The following is a 16,949-nucleotide window of genomic DNA, read 5'->3' on the forward strand; positions in this document are numbered from 1 at the left end:
CGACATGACCGAGGCGGATGCCGAAAGCGGCGGCGGGCGTGCGCGCTTCGTCCAGGTGTTCCTGGCCCAGCGGGCACGCATGGAGGCACTGGTGAGCCGCCGGGTCGGCTGCCGGGCCACGGCATCGGACCTGGTCCAGGAGCTGTTCCTGCGCTTCTGGCGCCGCCCTGAGGTCAAGGTCGAGGCGCTGGACACCTACCTGCTGCGTTGCGCCGGCAACCTGGCCATCGACCACCTGCGCAGCGAAGGCAGCCGTGAACGTGCGGCCGAAGCTGTGTTGCCGGTGGATGCAGCGGCCATGGCCCAGGCGCCGGAGCAGGCCGTGGAGGTCGACCACGACTTGCAGCGCATCGAAGCTGCCTTGCGTGCCTTGCCTGAACGCACCCGGCAGATCTTCCTGCTCAACCGCATCCACGGCTGCAAGTACGGCGAGATCGCCAAGGCCATGCAACTGTCCCAGAGTGCTGTGGAAAAGCATATGATGCGCGCCCTCGAAGCGTGCAAGGCGAGTGTTGCCGAGCCCGCGTCCACCCCACGCCGGCCAGGGAGTGCCCGTCGATGAGCCGTTTACCGCAGATCACCGAGGCGCAGTCCCGGGCCGCGCTGCAATGGCTCAGCCGAATCAACGAGCAGCCCGCGCAGGCCGAGGGGGCGGCGTTCAAGCGTTGGTTGTTGGCCGACCCCGGGCATCGCGCAGCCTACGAACAGGCCCAGGCGCTGTGGCAGAGAAGTGCCATCCCGGCGGCGCGCCTGGCTGATGAAGAGCATGAAGGCCTGCAGCGCTACCTGGATGCCATGGCCAGGCCACCGGCCACGCGCCGGTGGCGGGTCGGGGCGATTGCAGTGGCGGCCTGCCTGCTACTGGCCTTTGGTGTCGCCGGTGGTTGGCACCCGGGATACTGGTTGCAGGACCTGCGAGCCGACTACAGCAGCACCGGGCAAGTTCGCCAGGTAACGTTGGCTGACCAGTCACAAGTGACGCTGGATGCGGGTAGTGCGATTGCGGTGGATTTCGCCCATGGCGAGCGCCGCGTGCGGTTGCTGCATGGTGCAGCGTTCTTCCAGGTTACGCATACCGGCGCGCCATTCCTGGTCGAAGCTGGCGGTGGCGAGGTGCGGGTGCTCGGCACCCAGTTCGAAGTGCGCGAGCAGGACGATGGTGCCCACGTCACGGTACGCAGCGGGCGGGTGGCGGTGAGCCCGGCACCGGGCGCCATATCGCGTGAACTGACGGCCAACCAACAGGTGGCCTACGCTGCCGGTCGGGTGGGCGATACCCAGGCAGTGGACAGCGACAACCGCCTGGCCTGGCGACAGGGCTGGCTGAATTACTACCAGGTGCCGCTGGCGCAGGTGGTCGAGGACCTGGGGCGCTATTACCCGGGGCGCATCCTGTTGCTCGATGGTGAGCTGGGGCAGCGCAAGGTCAGTGGTAGTTTCCCGGTGGCCGAGCCGTTGCTGGCGCTGGATTCGCTGGGCAAGGTAATGGGCTTTTCGCGGCAGACTGTGCTGGGGCGGTTGACCCTGGTCCGGTAGGCGCCTGTGCCGGCCTCCTCGCGGGCTTGCCCGCTCCCACAGGTACTGCACCGGATTCGAATTTGTGCAGTCCCTGTAGGAGCGGGCAAGCCCACGAAGAGGCCGGCACAGGCAGAAAATATTTTTCAGTCAACAGGTGAGGTAACAGGACGTGGCATCCGTGTAATGAGTGGAAGTGCGATTCATTCGCAGTCAAATCCCTCTCACAGGTCAGCGTCCATGAAGTTCACCCCGCGTTGTGTCCCCCTCTGGCTAGGCCTTTCCGTGCTCCCGGCACTCGCTGTCGCCCCCCTGGCCTGCGCCGCCGAGCAACAGCAGGCGTACGCCTTTGCCCAGCCGGCGCAACCCCTGGTCCAGGCACTCAGCGCCTTCAGCCGCACCACCGGCCAGAGCGTGGTCTACACCCTGGAACTGCCCGGCGTGCAGGCGCCGGCGCTGAACGGCAGGTTCAGCGCCGAGCAGGCCCTGCAACAGCTGCTGGGCACTACCGGGCTGGCCTGGCGCCGCGTCGATGCACGCACCCTCACCCTTGAGGCGGTGGACACCTCCGGCGCCCTCAACCTGCAGGCCACCACCGTGACCTCGCAACTGGACGACTACAGCTACCAGCCCCCGGCTACCGCCTCGATCATGCGCGGGCAGGGCCCGAGCCAGGACATCCCCCAGGCAATCAATGTGGTACCGGCCCAGGTCATCCGTGACCAGGCCCCGCGCAACCTCGACGACGCCCTGGCCAACGTCAGCGGCATCACCCAGGGCAACAACTTCGGCGGTACCTCCGACACGGTGATGAAGCGCGGCTTCGGCGACAACCGCGACGGCTCGATCATGCGCGATGGCATGCCCGTCGTGCAGGGCCGCAACCTCAGCGCCAGCACCGAGCGGGTCGAAGTACTCAAGGGCCCTGCCTCGCTGCTGTACGGCATCCAGGACCCGGGCGGGGTGATCAACGTGGTCAGCAAGCGCCCGCAACTCGAGCAGTACAACGCCCTGACCGTGCGCGGGTCCACCTACGGCAGCGGCAAGAACGGCAGCGGCGGCGGGCTCGACAGCACCGGTGCGCTGGGCGACAGCAACTTCGCCTATCGCCTGATCGTCGATCACGAGGATGAGGACTACTGGCGCAACTACGGCGTGCACCGCGAATCGCTGGTGGCGCCGTCGCTGGCCTGGCTGGGTGAAGATACCCAGGTGGTACTGGCCTACGAGCACCGCGAATTTCTCTCCCCCTTCGACCGTGGTACGGCGTTCGGCAACAACGGCCACCCGCTGGACATCCCGGCCACGCGGCGCCTTGACGAGCCGTTCAACGACATGGAGGGGCGTTCCGACCTGTACCGTCTGGAAGTCGACCACCAACTGGCCGATGACTGGAAGCTGCACTTCGGCTACAGCTTCAACCGCGAAACCTATGATGCCAGCCAGGTGCGGGTGACCGGCGTAAATGAAGAAAGCGGCACGCTGGCGCGCAGCATCGACGGCACCCACAACGCCATGAGCCGTGACCAGTTCGCCACGCTGAGCCTGGCCGGTAATGTGGAACTGGCCGGGATGCAGAACGACCTGCTGTTCGGTGTCGATCATGAGGACCGCAAGATCTTCCGCGGCGACCTGATCCGGCAGACGGCCCGATCCACCTTCAGCTATGTGAGCCCGGTCTACGGTCAGGAAGTGGAGGGCACCCAAGTCGGTGCCAAGGAGAGCGACCAGACCGACAAGCTGCGTACTGATTCGCTGTTCTTCCAGGATGCCCTGCACCTGGACGACCACTGGATCCTGGTGGCTGGCGCACGCTTCCAGCAATACGACCAGTTGGCCGGGCGCGGCCGGCCGTTCCTGGTCAACACCGACACCAGCGGCCAGAGCTGGGTACCGCATGCCGGTGTGGTCTACAAGGTCGATGAGCAGCTGTCGCTCTATGCCAGCTACAGCGAATCGTTCAAGCCCAACTCGACGATTGCACCCTTGAGCATTGGCGGTGGCCTTACCCAGACCCTCGACGGCAGCTTTGCCCCGGAGGAAGGCAAATCATGGGAGCTGGGCGCCAAACTCGACATGCCTGGCCGTGTCACGGGGACTCTGGCGTTGTTCGATATCACCAAGCGCAACGTGCTCGTTTCCAACTTTGACACCAGTACGCGCGAAACGGTGTACAGCAATGCCGGGGAGGTCAGCTCACGGGGCGTCGAGCTGGACCTGACCGGCCAGCTGAGTGAGCGCTGGAGCCTGATCGGCAGCTACGCCTTCACCGATGCGCAAGTGACCAAGGACCCGGACCTCAAGGGCAACCGCCTGCAAAACGTGGCCCGGCACAGTGGTTCGCTGTCGGCGGTGTATGACTATGGCAGCCTGTTCGGTGGCGATCGCCTGCGCATTGGCGCGGGGGCGCGGTACGTGGGCGAGCGCGCTGGCAACCCGACCAACACCTTCGACCTGCCGTCCTATACCGTGGCCGATGCCTTTGCCAGCTACGAGACCAGGCTCGACGAGCACAAGGTGCTGTTGCAGCTGAACGTGAAGAACCTGTTCGACAAGGTTTACTACAGCTCGGCGGTGAACCAGTACTTTGTGGCCATTGGCGATGCGCGGCAGGTGAGCTTGTCCAGTACCTTCGAGTTCTAGGTATTTGGGGCCGCAAAGCGGCCCCAGTTTCACGAATTGAAGGCTAAACGGTATTCGCCCGGTGTTGCACCGACCGCCTGGCGGAACCGGTTGCTGAAATGGCTGGCACTGGCAAACCCGCACAACAGGGCAATCTCCCCCAACGGCATCCCCCCCAGCCGCAACAGCTGGCAGGCCCGATGCAGCCGCCGGGCCAGCAGGTACTGGTGCGGCGGCAGCCCGAAACTGGCGCGGAACATGCGGGCAAAGTGGTATTCGGACAGGTTGCAGCGCAAGGCCAGTTCACCCAGGGTGATGGGCTGGTCGAGGTGCGCTTCGATGTAGTCGACCAGCTGCCGGCGCAGGTTCGGTGCCAGCCCGCCTTTCAGGCGCAGGCCCTGGCGCAGCCCGACCTGGCTGAGCAGCGCATGGTCGACGATCTCGTGTGCAAGGCTGCTGGCCAGCAGGCGTTCGCCAGGTTCATCCCAGTCCAGGGTTATCAGCTGGCGAAAGCGCGTGGCTTGTTGCGGGTCATCGAGAAAGGTCGCTTCCTGCAGTTGCAGCTCACGCGGTTCACGGTCGAGCAGGCGCACGCAGCCCAGGGCGAATTGCGCCTCGCTGACATACAGGTGTGCCAGGCGGATCGCGCCATTGACCACCCAGTTCGACTCGTGCCCGGCCGGCATCACGCACAGCTTGTCGGGCGCCCCTTTGTCGCCCGGGCGCTGGCGGCGGAAGGTGCCAGTGCCGTCGGCGATGTAGCACGACAGGGTGTGATGGCTCGGTGCCTGGTAGTCGCGGGCATCATCGCGGTTGCTCCACAACGCCGCTGCCAGCCCGTCGCCCAGGTGCGCGCTCAGCTCCAGCCGGGCGTGGGGCGAGGCGTGCATGGCGTTGAACACTTGCAGCTGGGTGAGTGGGGTCATGGGCGGTTCCTCTTGCCAGCCATCCTACTGCGCCTTGGGCAGGCTTACAGCTACCGGCAGGACAAATGCGCAAGTTTGTGCAAGCGCGTGGGTGTTCGACAGGAGAACACTGAAATGCCTCGGCGAGGGCTGCGCCCTCGATTCGCGGCTAAAGCCGCTCCCACAGGGACCGCGCCAGCCTCGAGAGCAGCGTGGTCCCTGTGGGAGCGGCTTTAGCCGCGAAGCGCCGGGCACCGATCTTGAAAGGCCCAAGGAACCGCCGCCATGAACCTGTCACTCTACCTGCTCACCGTCCTGATCTGGGGCACCACCTGGATCGCCCTGAAACTCCAGCTGGGCGTGGTCGCCATTCCGGTCTCGATCGTCTACCGCTTTGCCCTGGCCGGGCTGATCCTGTTCGCCTTCCTGCTGCTCACCCGGCGCCTGCAGCCGATGAACCGACGTGGCCACCAGATCTGCCTGGCCCAGGGCCTGTGCCTGTTCTGCGTCAACTTCATCTGCTTCCTCAGTGCCAGCCAGTGGATCGCCAGCGGCCTGATCGCCGTAGTGTTCTCCACCGCCACCCTGTGGAACGCGCTGAACGCACGGATCTTCTTTGGCCAGAAGATCGCCAGCAATGTGCTCGGCGGCGGCGCCTTGGGCTTGCTCGGCCTGGGCCTGCTGTTCTGGCCGGAGCTGTCGCACCAGGCGGCCAGCCGCGAAACCCTGTACGGCCTCGGCCTGGCCCTGCTCGGCACGCTATGCTTCTCGGCCGGCAACATGCTGTCGAGCATGCAGCAGAAGGCCGGGCTCAAGCCCATGACCACCAATGCCTGGGGCATGGTCTACGGGGCAGCGATGCTGGCGGTGTTCTGTGTGGTCAGTGGCGTGCCGTTCAGCATGGAGTGGAACGTGCGCTACATCGGCTCGTTGCTGTACCTAGTGGTGCCGGGCTCGGTGATCGCCTTTACCGCCTACTTGACCCTGGTCGGGCGCATGGGGCCGGAGCGGGCAGCGTACTGCACGGTGCTGTTCCCGTTGGTGGCGTTGAATGTGTCGGCGGTGGCCGAGGGATATCAGTGGACGGCGCCGGCCTTGTTGGGGCTGGTGGCGGTGATGGCGGGGAATGTGCTGGTGTTTCGCAAGCCCAGAGTCAAGTTGGCTGAGGGTGTTGTGGTGGCCAAATAGGTAATGTGTTGCCTGCACCGGCCTCTTCGCGGGTAAACCCGCTCCCACAGCTACCCCACAGCCCTCAGAGCCTGTGCAATACCTGTGGGAGCGGGTTTACCCGCGAAAGGGCCGGTGCAGGCAGTAGAGGGCTATCAGCCCTTCCACACCTGCGGGTTCACCAGGTCCCGCGGCCGCTCACCCAGCAGGGCCGCGCGCAGGTTGTCGATTGCCCGGTTGGCCATGGCCTCGCGGGTTTCGGCGGTAGCTGAGCCAACGTGCGGCAAGGTCAGCGCATTGGGCAGCTTGAACAGCGGCGAATCGCTCAGCGGCTCTTTCTCGTACACGTCCAGGCCCGCACCACGAATGGTACCGTTCTGCAGTGCATCGATCAGCGCAGCTTCATCCACCACCGGCCCGCGGGCGATGTTGATCAGGAACGCGCTCGGCTTCATCAGTTGCAACTCACGCGCACCGATCAGCTTGCGGGTGGCATCGGACAACGGCACCACGATGCAGACGAAATCGGCTTCGGCCAGCAGTTGCTCCAGGCTGCGGAACTGCGCCCCCAGCTCTTGCTCCAGCGCGGTCTTGCGGCTATTGCCGGAATAGATGACCGGCATGTTGAAACCGAACCGGCCGCGACGGGCAATGGCGGCACCGATGTTGCCCATGCCGACGATGCCCAGGGTCTTGCCATGCACATCGCTGCCGAAGTGGGCCGGGCCCACGGTGGCCTGCCAGTTGCCGGCCTTGGTCCAGGCATCCAGCTCGGCGGTGCGGCGGGCGCAGCCCATGATCAGCGAAAAGCCCAGGTCGGCGGTGCTTTCGGTCAGCACGTCGGGGGTGTTGGTCAGGGCGATGCCGCGCTCGTTGAAGTAGTCCAGGTCGTAGTTGTCGTAGCCGACCGACACGCTGGATACCACCTCCAGCCTGGCCGCGCCTTCAAGCTGCGCCCGGCCGAGCTTGCGGCCAACGCCGATCAGGCCATGGGCCTCGGGCAGGGCTTCGTTGAACTGGGCGTTGATATCGCCGAGCTTGGGGTTCGGGATGATCACGTTGAAGTCTTGCTGCAGGCGTTCGGCCATGGCCGGGGTGATACGGCTGAAGGCCAGGACGGTCTTTTTCATCGGGCTACGTCTCTGCAAGGCGGTGGGGCGGTGGTGGTTTCTTCGCGGGTGAACCCGCTCCCACAGGTATTGCACAGGCGTGGAAGGCAGTGGTGTACCTGTGGGAGCGGGTTTACCCGCGAAGAGGTCGGCAATGGTTAGCAACCTACCATTGTCCGCCCCCGCAATACAGCAGCTTTTTAGTTGGCGATCATCACCTGATGGGTTTTCAGGTCTGCCTCATGCGCCGCGAGAATCTCCGGCAGCGAGTTGCGCAGGTACTCGACCCAGGTCTTGATCTTGGCATCCAGGTACTGCCGCGACGGGTAGATGGCGTACAGGTTGAGCTCCTGCAGCCGGTACTCGGGCAGTACCCGCACCAGGCTGCCGTCGCGCAGGCCGTCGATGGCCGAATAGATCGGCAGCACGCCCACACCCATGCCGCTGCGGATCGCAGTCTTCATGGCATCGGCAGTATTGACCATGAACGGCGAGCTGGTGATGTTGACCATTTCCTGGCCTTCCGGCCCGTCGAACAGCCATTTCTCCAGCGGGATCACCGGGCTGACCATGCGCAGGCAGGCGTGCTTGAGCAGGTCGGCAGGCTTGTGCGCCACGCCGTGGCGGGCGATGTAGGCGGGCGAGGCGCAGACGATGCTGTAGGTGATGCCCAGCCGTTGGGACACGAACCCTGAGTCGGGCAGTTCGGTGGCCAGCACGATGGACACGTCATAGCCCTCGTCGAGCAGGTCGGGCACGCGGTTGGCCATGGTCAGGTCGAAGGTCACGTCCGGGTGCGATTCGCGATAGCGGGCGATGGCGTCGACCACGAAGTGCTGACCGACCCCGGTCATCGAGTGCACCTTCAACATCCCGGCCGGGCGGGCATGGGCATCGCTGGCCTCGGCCTCGGCTTCTTCGACATAGGTAAGAATCTGTTCGCAACGCATCAGATAGCGCTTGCCGGCTTCGGTCAGCGCAATGCGGCGGGTGGTACGGTTGAGCAGCCTTGTTTGCAGATGGGCTTCCAGGTTGGAGACCGCCCGCGACACGTTCGCGGTGGTCGTATCCAGTTGCCCGGCGGCAGCGGTAAAGCTGCCGAGTTGGGCTACGCAACTGAAAGCACGCATGTTTTGCAGGGTGTCCATGGGTCACTCTCGATGTAGAGGACAAAATTGTGTCACGAAGTAACGTAAAAGAGATGAAAAGTTGCCTTCGACCAAAGGCGGATTATCGCCGTTTTGGTAACAAAGATTCGCAGGAATCCACGCTTATCGCCAGTGCTGACGCCCCCTAGAATTGCCCGGCCTCTTCACCTCTTCCTCGGGAAATCGCAGCTGTGCCGCGTCGCATCATCAGAACGCTCAATGCGTTCAGTGCCTGTGCCCTTGCCCTCACCTTGAGCGGCTGTATCGGAACCTGGGGCATTGCCCCGCAAAGCAAGACGCTGCAAGCCAACACCCTGACCACCGACGCGGCCATACGTGAAGCCGCGACCGACGCCCATTGGCCCGACCAGCAGTGGTGGCGCGCCTATGGCGACCCACAGCTGGACCGCTGGGTTGCCCTGGCCGTGGCCGGCAGCCCGAGCCTGGCCATGGCTGCGGCGCGGGTACGCGAAGCCAGGGCCATGGCCGGTGTGGTCGAGTCGGCGGAAAAGCTCCAGGCCAATGGCCAGGCCACGCTCAAGCGCCACAACTGGCCTGAAGACCAGTTCTACGGCCCGGGCGCGCTGTCCGGCGCCAACACCTGGGACAACAACGCCGCGATTGGCTTCAGCTACGCGCTCGACTTGTGGGGCCGTGAACGCAATGCCAGCGAGCAGGCCGTGGACCAGGCGCACATGAGCGTGGCCGAAGCCCGCCAGGCGCAGCTGGAGCTGCAGAACAACGTGGTGCGCGCCTACATTCAGCTGAGCCTGCACTTCGCCCAGCGCGATATCGTCAAGGCCGAGCTGGAACAGCAGGAGCAGATCCTGGCCCTGGCCAAGCGCCGTCTGGATGCCGGCATCGGCACCCACTTCGAAGTCAGCCAGGCTGAAGCGCCGTTGCCGGAAACCCACCGCCAGCTCGACAGCCTCGACGAAGAAATTGCCCTGGCCCGCAACCAGCTGGCCGCCCTGGCCGGCAAGGGCCCGGGGGAGGGTGCGCAGTTGCAGCGCCCGAGCCTGGCCCTGGCCGCGCCACTTAAGCTGCCGTCGAACCTGCCGGCCGAACTGGTCGGCCAGCGCCCTGACGTGGTTGCCAGCCGTTGGCAGGTAGCCGCTCAGGCGCGTGGCATCGATGTTGCCCACGCCGGCTTCTTCCCCAACGTCGACCTGGTCGGCAGCCTTGGCTTCATGGCCACCGGCGGTGGCCCGCTGGAATTCCTCACCGGGCGCAAGTTCAACTACAACGTCGGCCCGGCCATCAGCCTGCCGATCTTCGACGGTGGCCGCCTGCGCTCGCAGCTGGGCGTGGCCTCGGCGGGCTATGACGTGGCCGTGGCGCGCTACAACCAGACCGTGGTCGGTGCGCTGAAGAACATCTCCGACCAGCTGATCCGCCGCGAGTCGATGAAAGAGCAGTCGCACTTCGCCGCCGAGTCGGTCGCGGCCGCGCAGAAAACCTACGACATCGCCATGGTCGCTTTCCAGCGTGGCCTTACCGACTACCTCAACGTGCTCAACGCCCAGACCTTGCTGTTCCGCCAGCAGCAGGTGCAACAGCAGGTGCAGGCCGCCCGCCTGATTGCCCATGCCGAGCTGGTCACCGCCCTGGGCGGGGGCCTGCAGGCCGGTCAGGACGTGCCGGAAGAGGAGCGCCAGGCAGCACCGAAAACCCCGGCCACCCTGGCCATTTTCGACAAGAAGCCGGATAACGCCGAATGAGCACTTCCAGTTTGCCCTTGCGCTGGCTGCAGAGCCTGGAATGGCGCCGGGGCTTCTTTGCCTGGGCGCGCACCGACGGGGTGACCTGGGTGTACATCTTCAAGGTGCTGGCCGCTGCATTCATCACCCTGTGGCTGGCCATGCGCCTGGAGCTGCCGCAACCGCGCACGGCGATGATCACCGTGTTCATCGTCATGCAGCCGCAAAGCGGGCATGTGTTCGCCAAGAGCTTCTACCGGGTGCTCGGCACCCTGGCCGGCTCGGCGATGATGGTGGCGCTGATCGCCATCTTCCCGCAGAACACCGAGCTGTTCCTGCCCAGCCTGGCCCTGTGGGTAGGCCTGTGCTCGGCCGGTGCCATGCGCTACCGCACTTTCCGCGCCTATGGCTTCGTGCTGGCCGGCTACACCGCAGCGATGATCGGCCTGCCGGTGCTGCAGCACCCCGACCAGGCGTTCATGGCGGCGGTATGGCGGGTGCTGGAAATCGCCCTGGGCATTCTGGTGTCGACCTTCGTCAGCGCCGCGATCCTGCCGCAGTCGGCCAGTGCCGCCATGCGCAACGCCCTGTACCAGCGCTTTGGCGTGTTCGCCGGGGTGGTGGTCGAGGCCCTGCGTGGCGACAGCCAGCGGGACCGCTTCGAGAGCAGCAACGTGCGCTTCGTCGCTGAAGCAGTGGGCCTTGAGAGCCTGCGCAACGTCACCGCCTTCGAGGACCCGCACATGCGCCGGCGTTCTGGTCGCCTGGTGCGCATGAACAGCGAATTCATGGCCATCACCACGCGCTTCAATGCCCTGCACCGTTTGCTGGAGCGCCTGCGCGCCCGTGGCCCGCTGCAGATCGTCGGCGCCATCGAACCGGGCCTGAACACCCTGGTGGAACTGTTGCAACCTTACGTGGGCCGGGCGCTGACCGACGCCGATGCGCTGCGCCTGACCCTGGAGCTGGCCGCCTACAAGGAAGGCCTGCAGGCCCAGGTGCGCGGCCTGCGCGCCGAGTACCTGGCGACCGAGCCGAGCGAGTCCGACCTGCTCGACTTCCACACCGCCTTCGAGCTGCTTTACCGCTTCGTCGACGAGATGTACAGCTACGCCGAAACCCACGCCTCGCTGGCCGCGCACCGGCACGAACGCGAGCAGTGGGATGAGCCCTACGTGGCGCAGACCAGCTGGCTGGTGTCGTTGGCCGCCGGTGTGCGCGCCTCGGCGGTGCTGTTGCTGCTGGGCAGCTACTGGCTGTTCAGCGACTGGCCCAGCGGCGCCATGATGACCCTGATCGCCACCGTCACCGTGGGCCTCTCGGCGGCCTCGCCGAACCCCAAGCGCATGTCGTTCCAGATGGCTTGCGGCACAGCGATCGGTGCCTTTGTCGGCTTCTTCGAAACCTTCTTCGTGTTCCCCTGGATCGACGGTTTCCCACTGCTGTGCATGGTCCTGGCACCGGTGTTCGTGCTGGGCGCGTTCCTCTCGTCACGGCCAGCCTATGCCGGCTACGGCATCGGCCTGCTGGTGTTCTTCGCCATCGGTTCGGTGCCGAACAACCTCACCGTGTATGACCCGTACACCTTCATCAACGACTATATCGGCATGGTCATTGGCATGTTCGTCTGTGCCGCGGCCGGGGCGATCATCCTGCCGCCCAACAGCCGCTGGCTGTGGAGCCGCCTGGAGCAGGAACTGCGCGAGCAGGTGCTGTTTGCCATCAGCGGCCGCCTGCGAGGCATCGGCACCGCCTTCGAAAGCCGCACCCGTGACCTGCTGCACCAGGCCTATGGCCTGGCCGCTGGCAAGCCGCAGGTGCAGAGCCAGCTGATGGGCTGGATGTTCACCGTGCTGGAGATCGGCCACGCGGTCATCGAGCTGCGCAAGGAGCAGGCCCGTGCGCCGGTGCACCCGGCCTACGCCGAGTCGCAGCCCTGGCGCCAGGCGATCCGCGTGATGGGCCGTGCCCTGGCCCGGCTGTTCCTGCAGCCCAGCGCCAGCAACCACGAACGCGCGCTGGTGGCAGTGGACCACGCCATCGCCCGTGTGCAGGCCACCGACGAGCCCTTCGCTCGTCACTTCGACACCTCGGTGCTGCGCCGCGCGCAAAGCTACCTGCATTTCATCCGTTCTTCCCTGCTCGACCCACAGTCGCCGTTGGCACCGGCGAAAGGACTGCACGATGCTCCGTGAAACCATGCCCCGTGAAATCGCCTTCCATGGCGTGTACATGCCCACCATGACCTTGATGTTCCTGTTCGCCCTGGGCCTGGCCTGGGGCCTGGACCGGTTCATCGCCAGCCATGATGGCTACCGCTTCTTCTGGCACCCGGCGCTGCTGCGCCTGAGCCTGTTCGTCTGCCTGTTCGGCGCCCTGGCGCTGTCGCTCTACTGGTGAGAATCCTTCGATGAAAAAGTTCTTCAGCCTGATCGCCACCCTGCTGGTGCTGACCGCTGCCGTGGTGATCGGTCGCCAGTTGTGGCTGCATTACATGACCACGCCATGGACCCGCGACGGCCGCGTGCGTGCCGATATCATCAACGTCGCCGCCGACGTGCCCGGCTATGTGGTGGACGTGCCGGTCAAGGACAACCAGCGGGTGAAGAAGGGCGACTTGCTGATCCAGATCGACCCCGAGCACTACCAGCTGGCAGTCGACCAGGCCAAGGCGCAGGTTGCATCGCGCAAGGCCACCTGGGAGATGCGCAAGGTCAACGCCAAGCGCCGTGCCGACATGGACAACCTGGTGATCTCCAAGGAAAACCGCGACGACGCCAGCAACATCGCCAACTCCGCCCAGGCGGACTACCAGCAGGCCCTCGCCGAACTGGCCGCAGCCGAGCTGAACCTCAAGCGCACGCAGATCGTGGCCACCGTGGACGGCTACGTGACCAACCTGAATATCCACAAGGGTGACTATGCGCGCACCGGTGAAGCGGTGATGGCGGTGGTCGACGAAAACTCGTTCTGGGTGTATGGATTCTTCGAGGAGACCAAGCTGCCGCATGTGAAGGTGGGTGACCAGGCCGAGCTGCAGATGATGAGCGGCGAGCGCATCAAGGGCCATGTGGAGAGCATCGCCCGCGGCATCTACGACCGCGACAACCCGCAGAGCCGCGAGTTGATCGCCGATGTTAACCCGACCTTCAACTGGGTACGACTGGCGCAGCGGGTGCCGGTGCGCATTCATATCGATGAAGTGCCGGACGGGTTTTTGCTGGCGGCGGGGACGACTTGTACGGTGGTGGTGAAGCCGAGCGAGGGATGAGCCGGGGTGAGGAAGTGCGGCTCCTGGCCTCTTCGCGGGCTGCCCGCGAAGAGGCCAGGAGCAATGAACACTTCTCGCAGAGCAGTTAGCTCGCAGCCCCTACCAACACTGGCACCTTCACCCGATCAATCACCTTGGCGCTGATCGACGGGTCCAGCAACCGCCCCAGCCGCGACAGGTGGCGGTGGCCCATGATGATCAGTTCACAATTCAGTTCCTGCGCCTTGGCCACGATCGCCTCGACCGGCTGCCCGGCTACCATGCAGCCCTGGCTGGCGAAGCCGGCTTGCTGCAGCTCGCGCACCGCCTTGGCCACGGCCTGGTCGGCCTGGTGCTGCTCTTCGCAGGCGGCGGGGTATTCTTCCAGTTCCTCGGCGGTGTAGGGCGCGGGCTGGTCGTGGACGGCGAAGGTAGAGTCGATGGCCAGCAGCACGTGCAGTTCGTGCTCGTCGGGGCGGCAGTAGCGGCGGGCGAGGGTGAGCAGGGCGGTGGATGCAGGGGAGGCATCGATGGCGATCAGGACGGGGCTGGGCATGTGGAATCCTTGTTCCAGGCTGGCTGAGGGGTTGTCTGTTCTGGCCTCTTCGCGGGTAAACCCGCTCCCACAGGTGTGCCACAATATTCAGAATCTGTGCAGTCACTGTGGGAGCGGGTTCACCCGCGAAGAGGCCGAACCTGCCGTTCCTCATTCTTGGCTCAACCCACCCTCAGGATAAATGCCCCACCACGCACGAGCGCATTGCGTCTGGTGCATTCCACCAACCTGCTACCATCGCCATTCCTCACAGCTGTAACGGAAACGGCCATGCAACTCCCGGACATGAACCTGCTCGTCGCCCTCGATGCCCTGCTCGATGAGGGCAGCGTGGTTGGCGCGGCGCAGCGCATGAACCTGAGCCCGGCGGCGATGAGCCGGACCCTGGGGCGTATCCGCGATGCATTGGGGGACCCGATTCTTGTCCGCGCCGGCCGTGGCCTGGTGCCGACGCCGCGGGCGTTGGCCCTGCGCGAGCAGGTGGCGGCACTGGTGGAGCAGGCTGGCGAGGTGTTCCGCAGTGCCGACGAGGTCGACCTGCCCAAGCTCGACCGGGCCTTCAACATTCGCACCAATGACCTGTTCATCGCCCTTTACGGCGCCCAGTTGCTGCGGCGCATGCACGAGCAGGCGCCGCGCACGGTGCTGCGCTTCGTGCCGGAAAGCCCCGGCGGCGATGACGACAGCGTGCTGCGCGACGGCCGTACCGACCTGATCATCAGCTCGACCGTGGATCTGGGCCCGGAGATCAAGGTGCAGAGCCTGTTCCAGACCTACTACGTGGGCCTGGCGCGGCGTGACCACCCAATCTTCGAGCAGCCGATCACGCCGACCAGCTTTGCCAGTTATCCACAGATCAGCGTGTCCCGCCGTGGTCGGGCCAACGGGCCGATCGATGTGGAGCTGGCCAACTTCAAGGTGCAGCGGCGGGTGGCGCTGATCACCCCGAGCTTTCACTCGGCGCTGTTCTCGCTGCCGGATTCCGACCTGATCCTGCCGATGCCGGCGAACATCCTCAACAGCGTGCACAAGCTTGGGCTGCCGCTGCGCTCGTTCCAGATCCCGGTGCCGCTGGAGCGGGTGACCGTGCTTCAGGCATGGCACCCACGGTTTCACAATGACCCGGCGCATCGCTGGTTGCGGCAGACCCTGAAGGCTTGCTGCAGTGTCGACCCTTGAGTGATGTTCCGCCTGGGCCGGCCTTTTCGCGGGTGAACCCGCTTCCACAGGACATCACAAGCCTTGAGAGGTGTGTTGTACCTGTGGGAGCGGGTTCACCCGCGAAGCAGGCGACTCGGTTTTGAAGTGAATTGCGTCTAACGCAACATAAACCTACCGAGAAGTCAGTTTTCGTCAGCATTCGACCTTCTTAGACTTGCTCCAGTCGCAAATTTGTTGCTGGAGATGTCTGCCCATGAGTTCCCTGTCCGCCCCGTCTGCCGCGCTTGCCGCCGCCCCCGCGCCGGCCGCGCCTGCGCAGACTGCGTTTGGCCTGCAGGTAGTGGTCGGGCTGTTCGGCGTGTTGCTGGCCGTGCTGTGCGCGGGCCTCAACGAGTCGGTGACCAAGATCTCCCTGGCCGATATCCGCGGGGCCATGGGCATCGGTGCCGACGAAGGCGCCTGGCTGCTGGCGGTTTACAGCGCCGCCTCGGTCTCGGCCATGGCCTTCGCGCCATGGCTGGCCACCACGTTCTCGCTGCGGCGCTTCACCATGGGCGCCATCGGCCTGTTCGCCGTGCTCGGCCTGCTGCAACCGTTCGCCCCCAACCTGCACAGCCTGATGCTGCTGCGTGTGCTCCAGGGCTTCGCCTCTGGCGCGTTGCCACCGATGCTGATGAGCGTGGCGCTGCGCTTCCTGCCGCCGGGCATCAAGGTCTATGGCCTGGCCTGCTATGCCCTCACCGCTACCTTCGGCCCCAACCTCGGCACACCGCTGGCAGGGCTGTGGACCGAATACGTCGGCTGGCAATGGGCGTTCTGGCAGATCATCCTGCCCTCGGCGCTGGCCGCTGCCTGCGTCGGTTGGGGCCTGCCGCAGGACCCGCTGCGCCTGGAGCGCTTCAAGCAGTTCGACTGGCGCGGCCTGCTGCTCGGCCTGCCGGCCATCAGTTGCATCGTGCTGGGCCTGTCGCTGGGCGACCGCTGGGGCTGGTTCGATTCGCCGCTGATCTGCTGGCTGCTCGGCGGTGGCCTGCTGTTGCTGGTGCTGTTCATGTACAACGAATGGTCCGAGCCGCTGCCGTTCTTCCAGTTGCGCATGCTGTCGCGGCGCAACCTGAGTTTCGCCCTGGTGACCCTGGCTGGCGTGCTGATCGTGCTCTCGGGCGTGGGCAGCATCCCGTCGGCCTACCTGGCGCAGATCCAGGGCTACCGCCCGGCGCAGACCAGCCCGCTGATGATGCTGGTCGCCATGCCACAGCTCATCGCCCTGCCGCTGACGGCGGCGCTGTGCAACATCCGTGCGGTGGACTGCCGCTGGGTGCTGGGTATCGGCCTGGCGATGCTGGCGGTGTCCTGCGTGGGCAGCAGCCTGTTGACCAGCCAGTGGATCCGTGGCGATTTCTACCCGTTCTACCTGCTGCAGGTGTTCGGCCAGCCGATGGCGGTGCTGCCGTTGCTGATGCTGTCCACCAACGGCATGACCCCGCAGGAAGGCCCGTTCGCCTCCAGCTGGTTCAACACCGTCAAGGGCATCGCCGCAGTGATCGCCGGTGGCCTGCTGGACGCCTTGGGCACCCTGCGCCGGCACTTCCATTCCAACCACCTGGTGGACAGCCTGGGCAACGCCCCGCTGGTCGACGATAACGCAGCCGGCCTGGCCAGGCGTATCCACGACCAGGCGCTGGTGCTGACCTCGGCCGACCTCTATCTGGTCATGGCCTGCATTGCCGTAGCCCTGATCTGCCTGATTCCTTTCGTGCCTACCCGGGTCTATCCGCCGCGCGCGGTGGCCTGAACCCTGGATGAATTCGAGAAC

At 65.3% G+C, this 16,949-nt stretch carries 14 protein-coding genes; 10 read left to right on the forward strand and 4 right to left on the reverse strand.

Going from position 1 to position 16,949, the window contains the following annotated elements:
• Window positions 1-4 precede the first annotated feature (4 nt).
• The 3 genes from ACIQYU_RS14215 (at window position 5) to ACIQYU_RS14225 (ending at window position 4,158) form a co-directional block, all read left to right on the forward strand.
• Complete coding sequence (locus tag ACIQYU_RS14215; protein WP_172827532.1) at window positions 5-562, forward strand: RNA polymerase sigma factor; 558 nt, start codon at window positions 5-7, stop codon at window positions 560-562.
• Window positions 559-1,536, forward strand: a complete 978-nt coding sequence (locus ACIQYU_RS14220) for a FecR family protein (protein ID WP_402800479.1) — start codon at window positions 559-561, stop codon at window positions 1,534-1,536. Before ACIQYU_RS14215 ends, ACIQYU_RS14220 begins: the two co-directional genes overlap by 4 nt.
• A 219-nt stretch (window positions 1,537-1,755) precedes the next feature.
• Window positions 1,756-4,158 carry a TonB-dependent receptor gene (locus ACIQYU_RS14225; protein WP_233687068.1) on the forward strand — a complete coding sequence of 801 codons (2,403 nt, stop codon included), beginning with the start codon at window positions 1,756-1,758 and terminating at the stop codon, window positions 4,156-4,158.
• 29 nt (window positions 4,159-4,187) lie between these two features.
• Here the strand turns inward: ACIQYU_RS14225 and ACIQYU_RS14230 are convergent, their stop codons facing one another.
• Complete coding sequence (locus ACIQYU_RS14230; RefSeq protein ID WP_207836375.1) at window positions 4,188-5,063, reverse strand: helix-turn-helix domain-containing protein; 876 nt, start codon at window positions 5,061-5,063, stop codon at window positions 4,188-4,190.
• A 264-nt stretch (window positions 5,064-5,327) separates the two neighbouring features.
• Between ACIQYU_RS14230 and ACIQYU_RS14235 the strand changes: the two genes are divergently transcribed.
• Window positions 5,328-6,230, forward strand: a complete 903-nt coding sequence (locus tag ACIQYU_RS14235; RefSeq protein WP_233687067.1) for a DMT family transporter — start codon at window positions 5,328-5,330, stop codon at window positions 6,228-6,230.
• Between the two features lie 134 nt (window positions 6,231-6,364).
• On the opposite strand, the gene ACIQYU_RS14240 is transcribed toward ACIQYU_RS14235, so the two are convergent.
• A complete protein-coding gene (locus tag ACIQYU_RS14240; RefSeq protein ID WP_207836363.1) occupies window positions 6,365-7,339 on the reverse strand; it encodes a D-glycerate dehydrogenase in 975 nt (324 codons plus the stop codon).
• A 179-nt stretch (window positions 7,340-7,518) separates the two neighbouring features.
• Window positions 7,519-8,466 carry a LysR family transcriptional regulator gene (locus ACIQYU_RS14245; protein ID WP_015271759.1) on the reverse strand — a complete coding sequence of 316 codons (948 nt, stop codon included), beginning with the start codon at window positions 8,464-8,466 and terminating at the stop codon, window positions 7,519-7,521.
• Window positions 8,467-8,657: 191 nt separating this feature from the next.
• On the opposite strand from ACIQYU_RS14245, the gene ACIQYU_RS14250 reads away from it, so the two are divergent.
• The 4 genes from ACIQYU_RS14250 to ACIQYU_RS14265 are packed head-to-tail and all read left to right on the forward strand — an operon-like array spanning window position 8,658 to window position 13,437.
• Window positions 8,658-10,187, forward strand: coding sequence for an efflux transporter outer membrane subunit (locus tag ACIQYU_RS14250; RefSeq protein WP_207836357.1), 1,530 nt, complete (start codon window positions 8,658-8,660; stop codon window positions 10,185-10,187).
• Complete coding sequence (locus tag ACIQYU_RS14255; protein ID WP_207836354.1) at window positions 10,184-12,361, forward strand: FUSC family protein; 2,178 nt, start codon at window positions 10,184-10,186, stop codon at window positions 12,359-12,361. Before ACIQYU_RS14250 ends, ACIQYU_RS14255 begins: the two co-directional genes overlap by 4 nt.
• Before the next feature lie 4 nt (window positions 12,362-12,365).
• Complete coding sequence (locus ACIQYU_RS14260) at window positions 12,366-12,566, forward strand: DUF1656 domain-containing protein (protein ID WP_008097766.1); 201 nt, start codon at window positions 12,366-12,368, stop codon at window positions 12,564-12,566.
• Between the two features lie 10 nt (window positions 12,567-12,576).
• Window positions 12,577-13,437: an HlyD family secretion protein gene (locus tag ACIQYU_RS14265; protein ID WP_207836351.1), complete on the forward strand. Its 861-nt coding sequence runs from the start codon at window positions 12,577-12,579 to the stop codon at window positions 13,435-13,437.
• A gap of 85 nt (window positions 13,438-13,522) precedes the next feature.
• On the opposite strand, the gene ACIQYU_RS14270 is transcribed toward ACIQYU_RS14265, so the two are convergent.
• Window positions 13,523-13,972 carry a universal stress protein gene (locus tag ACIQYU_RS14270; protein ID WP_063913353.1) on the reverse strand — a complete coding sequence of 150 codons (450 nt, stop codon included), beginning with the start codon at window positions 13,970-13,972 and terminating at the stop codon, window positions 13,523-13,525.
• 270 nt (window positions 13,973-14,242) lie between these two features.
• On the opposite strand from ACIQYU_RS14270, the gene ACIQYU_RS14275 reads away from it, so the two are divergent.
• Entirely contained in the window at window positions 14,243-15,151 is a 909-nt protein-coding gene (locus ACIQYU_RS14275; protein WP_063913352.1) for a LysR family transcriptional regulator, read from the forward strand.
• A gap of 235 nt (window positions 15,152-15,386) precedes the next feature.
• The gene (locus ACIQYU_RS14280) at window positions 15,387-16,928 is read left to right on the forward strand and encodes an MFS transporter (RefSeq protein ID WP_343582694.1); all 1,542 of its coding nucleotides are present in this window, start codon (window positions 15,387-15,389) and stop codon (window positions 16,926-16,928) included.
• The last annotated feature ends 21 nt before the right edge of the window (window positions 16,929-16,949 follow it).

The sequence above is a fragment of the Pseudomonas sp. NPDC096925 genome (assembly GCF_044762545.1).
Classification (GTDB): domain Bacteria; phylum Pseudomonadota; class Gammaproteobacteria; order Pseudomonadales; family Pseudomonadaceae; genus Aquipseudomonas.

Coding starts and splice junctions, on each gene's coding strand:
- ACIQYU_RS14215 (WP_172827532.1), top strand. CDS start 5: ATGACCGAGGCGGATGCCGAAAGCGGCGGCGGGCGTGCGCGCTTCGTC.
- ACIQYU_RS14220 (WP_402800479.1), top strand. CDS start 559: ATGAGCCGTTTACCGCAGATCACCGAGGCGCAGTCCCGGGCCGCGCTG.
- ACIQYU_RS14225 (WP_233687068.1), top strand. CDS start 1,756: ATGAAGTTCACCCCGCGTTGTGTCCCCCTCTGGCTAGGCCTTTCCGTG.
- ACIQYU_RS14230 (WP_207836375.1), bottom strand. CDS start 5,063: ATGACCCCACTCACCCAGCTGCAAGTGTTCAACGCCATGCACGCCTCG.
- ACIQYU_RS14235 (WP_233687067.1), top strand. CDS start 5,328: ATGAACCTGTCACTCTACCTGCTCACCGTCCTGATCTGGGGCACCACC.
- ACIQYU_RS14240 (WP_207836363.1), bottom strand. CDS start 7,339: ATGAAAAAGACCGTCCTGGCCTTCAGCCGTATCACCCCGGCCATGGCC.
- ACIQYU_RS14245 (WP_015271759.1), bottom strand. CDS start 8,466: ATGGACACCCTGCAAAACATGCGTGCTTTCAGTTGCGTAGCCCAACTC.
- ACIQYU_RS14255 (WP_207836354.1), top strand. CDS start 10,184: ATGAGCACTTCCAGTTTGCCCTTGCGCTGGCTGCAGAGCCTGGAATGG.
- ACIQYU_RS14260 (WP_008097766.1), top strand. CDS start 12,366: ATGCCCCGTGAAATCGCCTTCCATGGCGTGTACATGCCCACCATGACC.
- ACIQYU_RS14265 (WP_207836351.1), top strand. CDS start 12,577: ATGAAAAAGTTCTTCAGCCTGATCGCCACCCTGCTGGTGCTGACCGCT.
- ACIQYU_RS14270 (WP_063913353.1), bottom strand. CDS start 13,972: ATGCCCAGCCCCGTCCTGATCGCCATCGATGCCTCCCCTGCATCCACC.
- ACIQYU_RS14275 (WP_063913352.1), top strand. CDS start 14,243: ATGCAACTCCCGGACATGAACCTGCTCGTCGCCCTCGATGCCCTGCTC.
- ACIQYU_RS14280 (WP_343582694.1), top strand. CDS start 15,387: ATGAGTTCCCTGTCCGCCCCGTCTGCCGCGCTTGCCGCCGCCCCCGCG.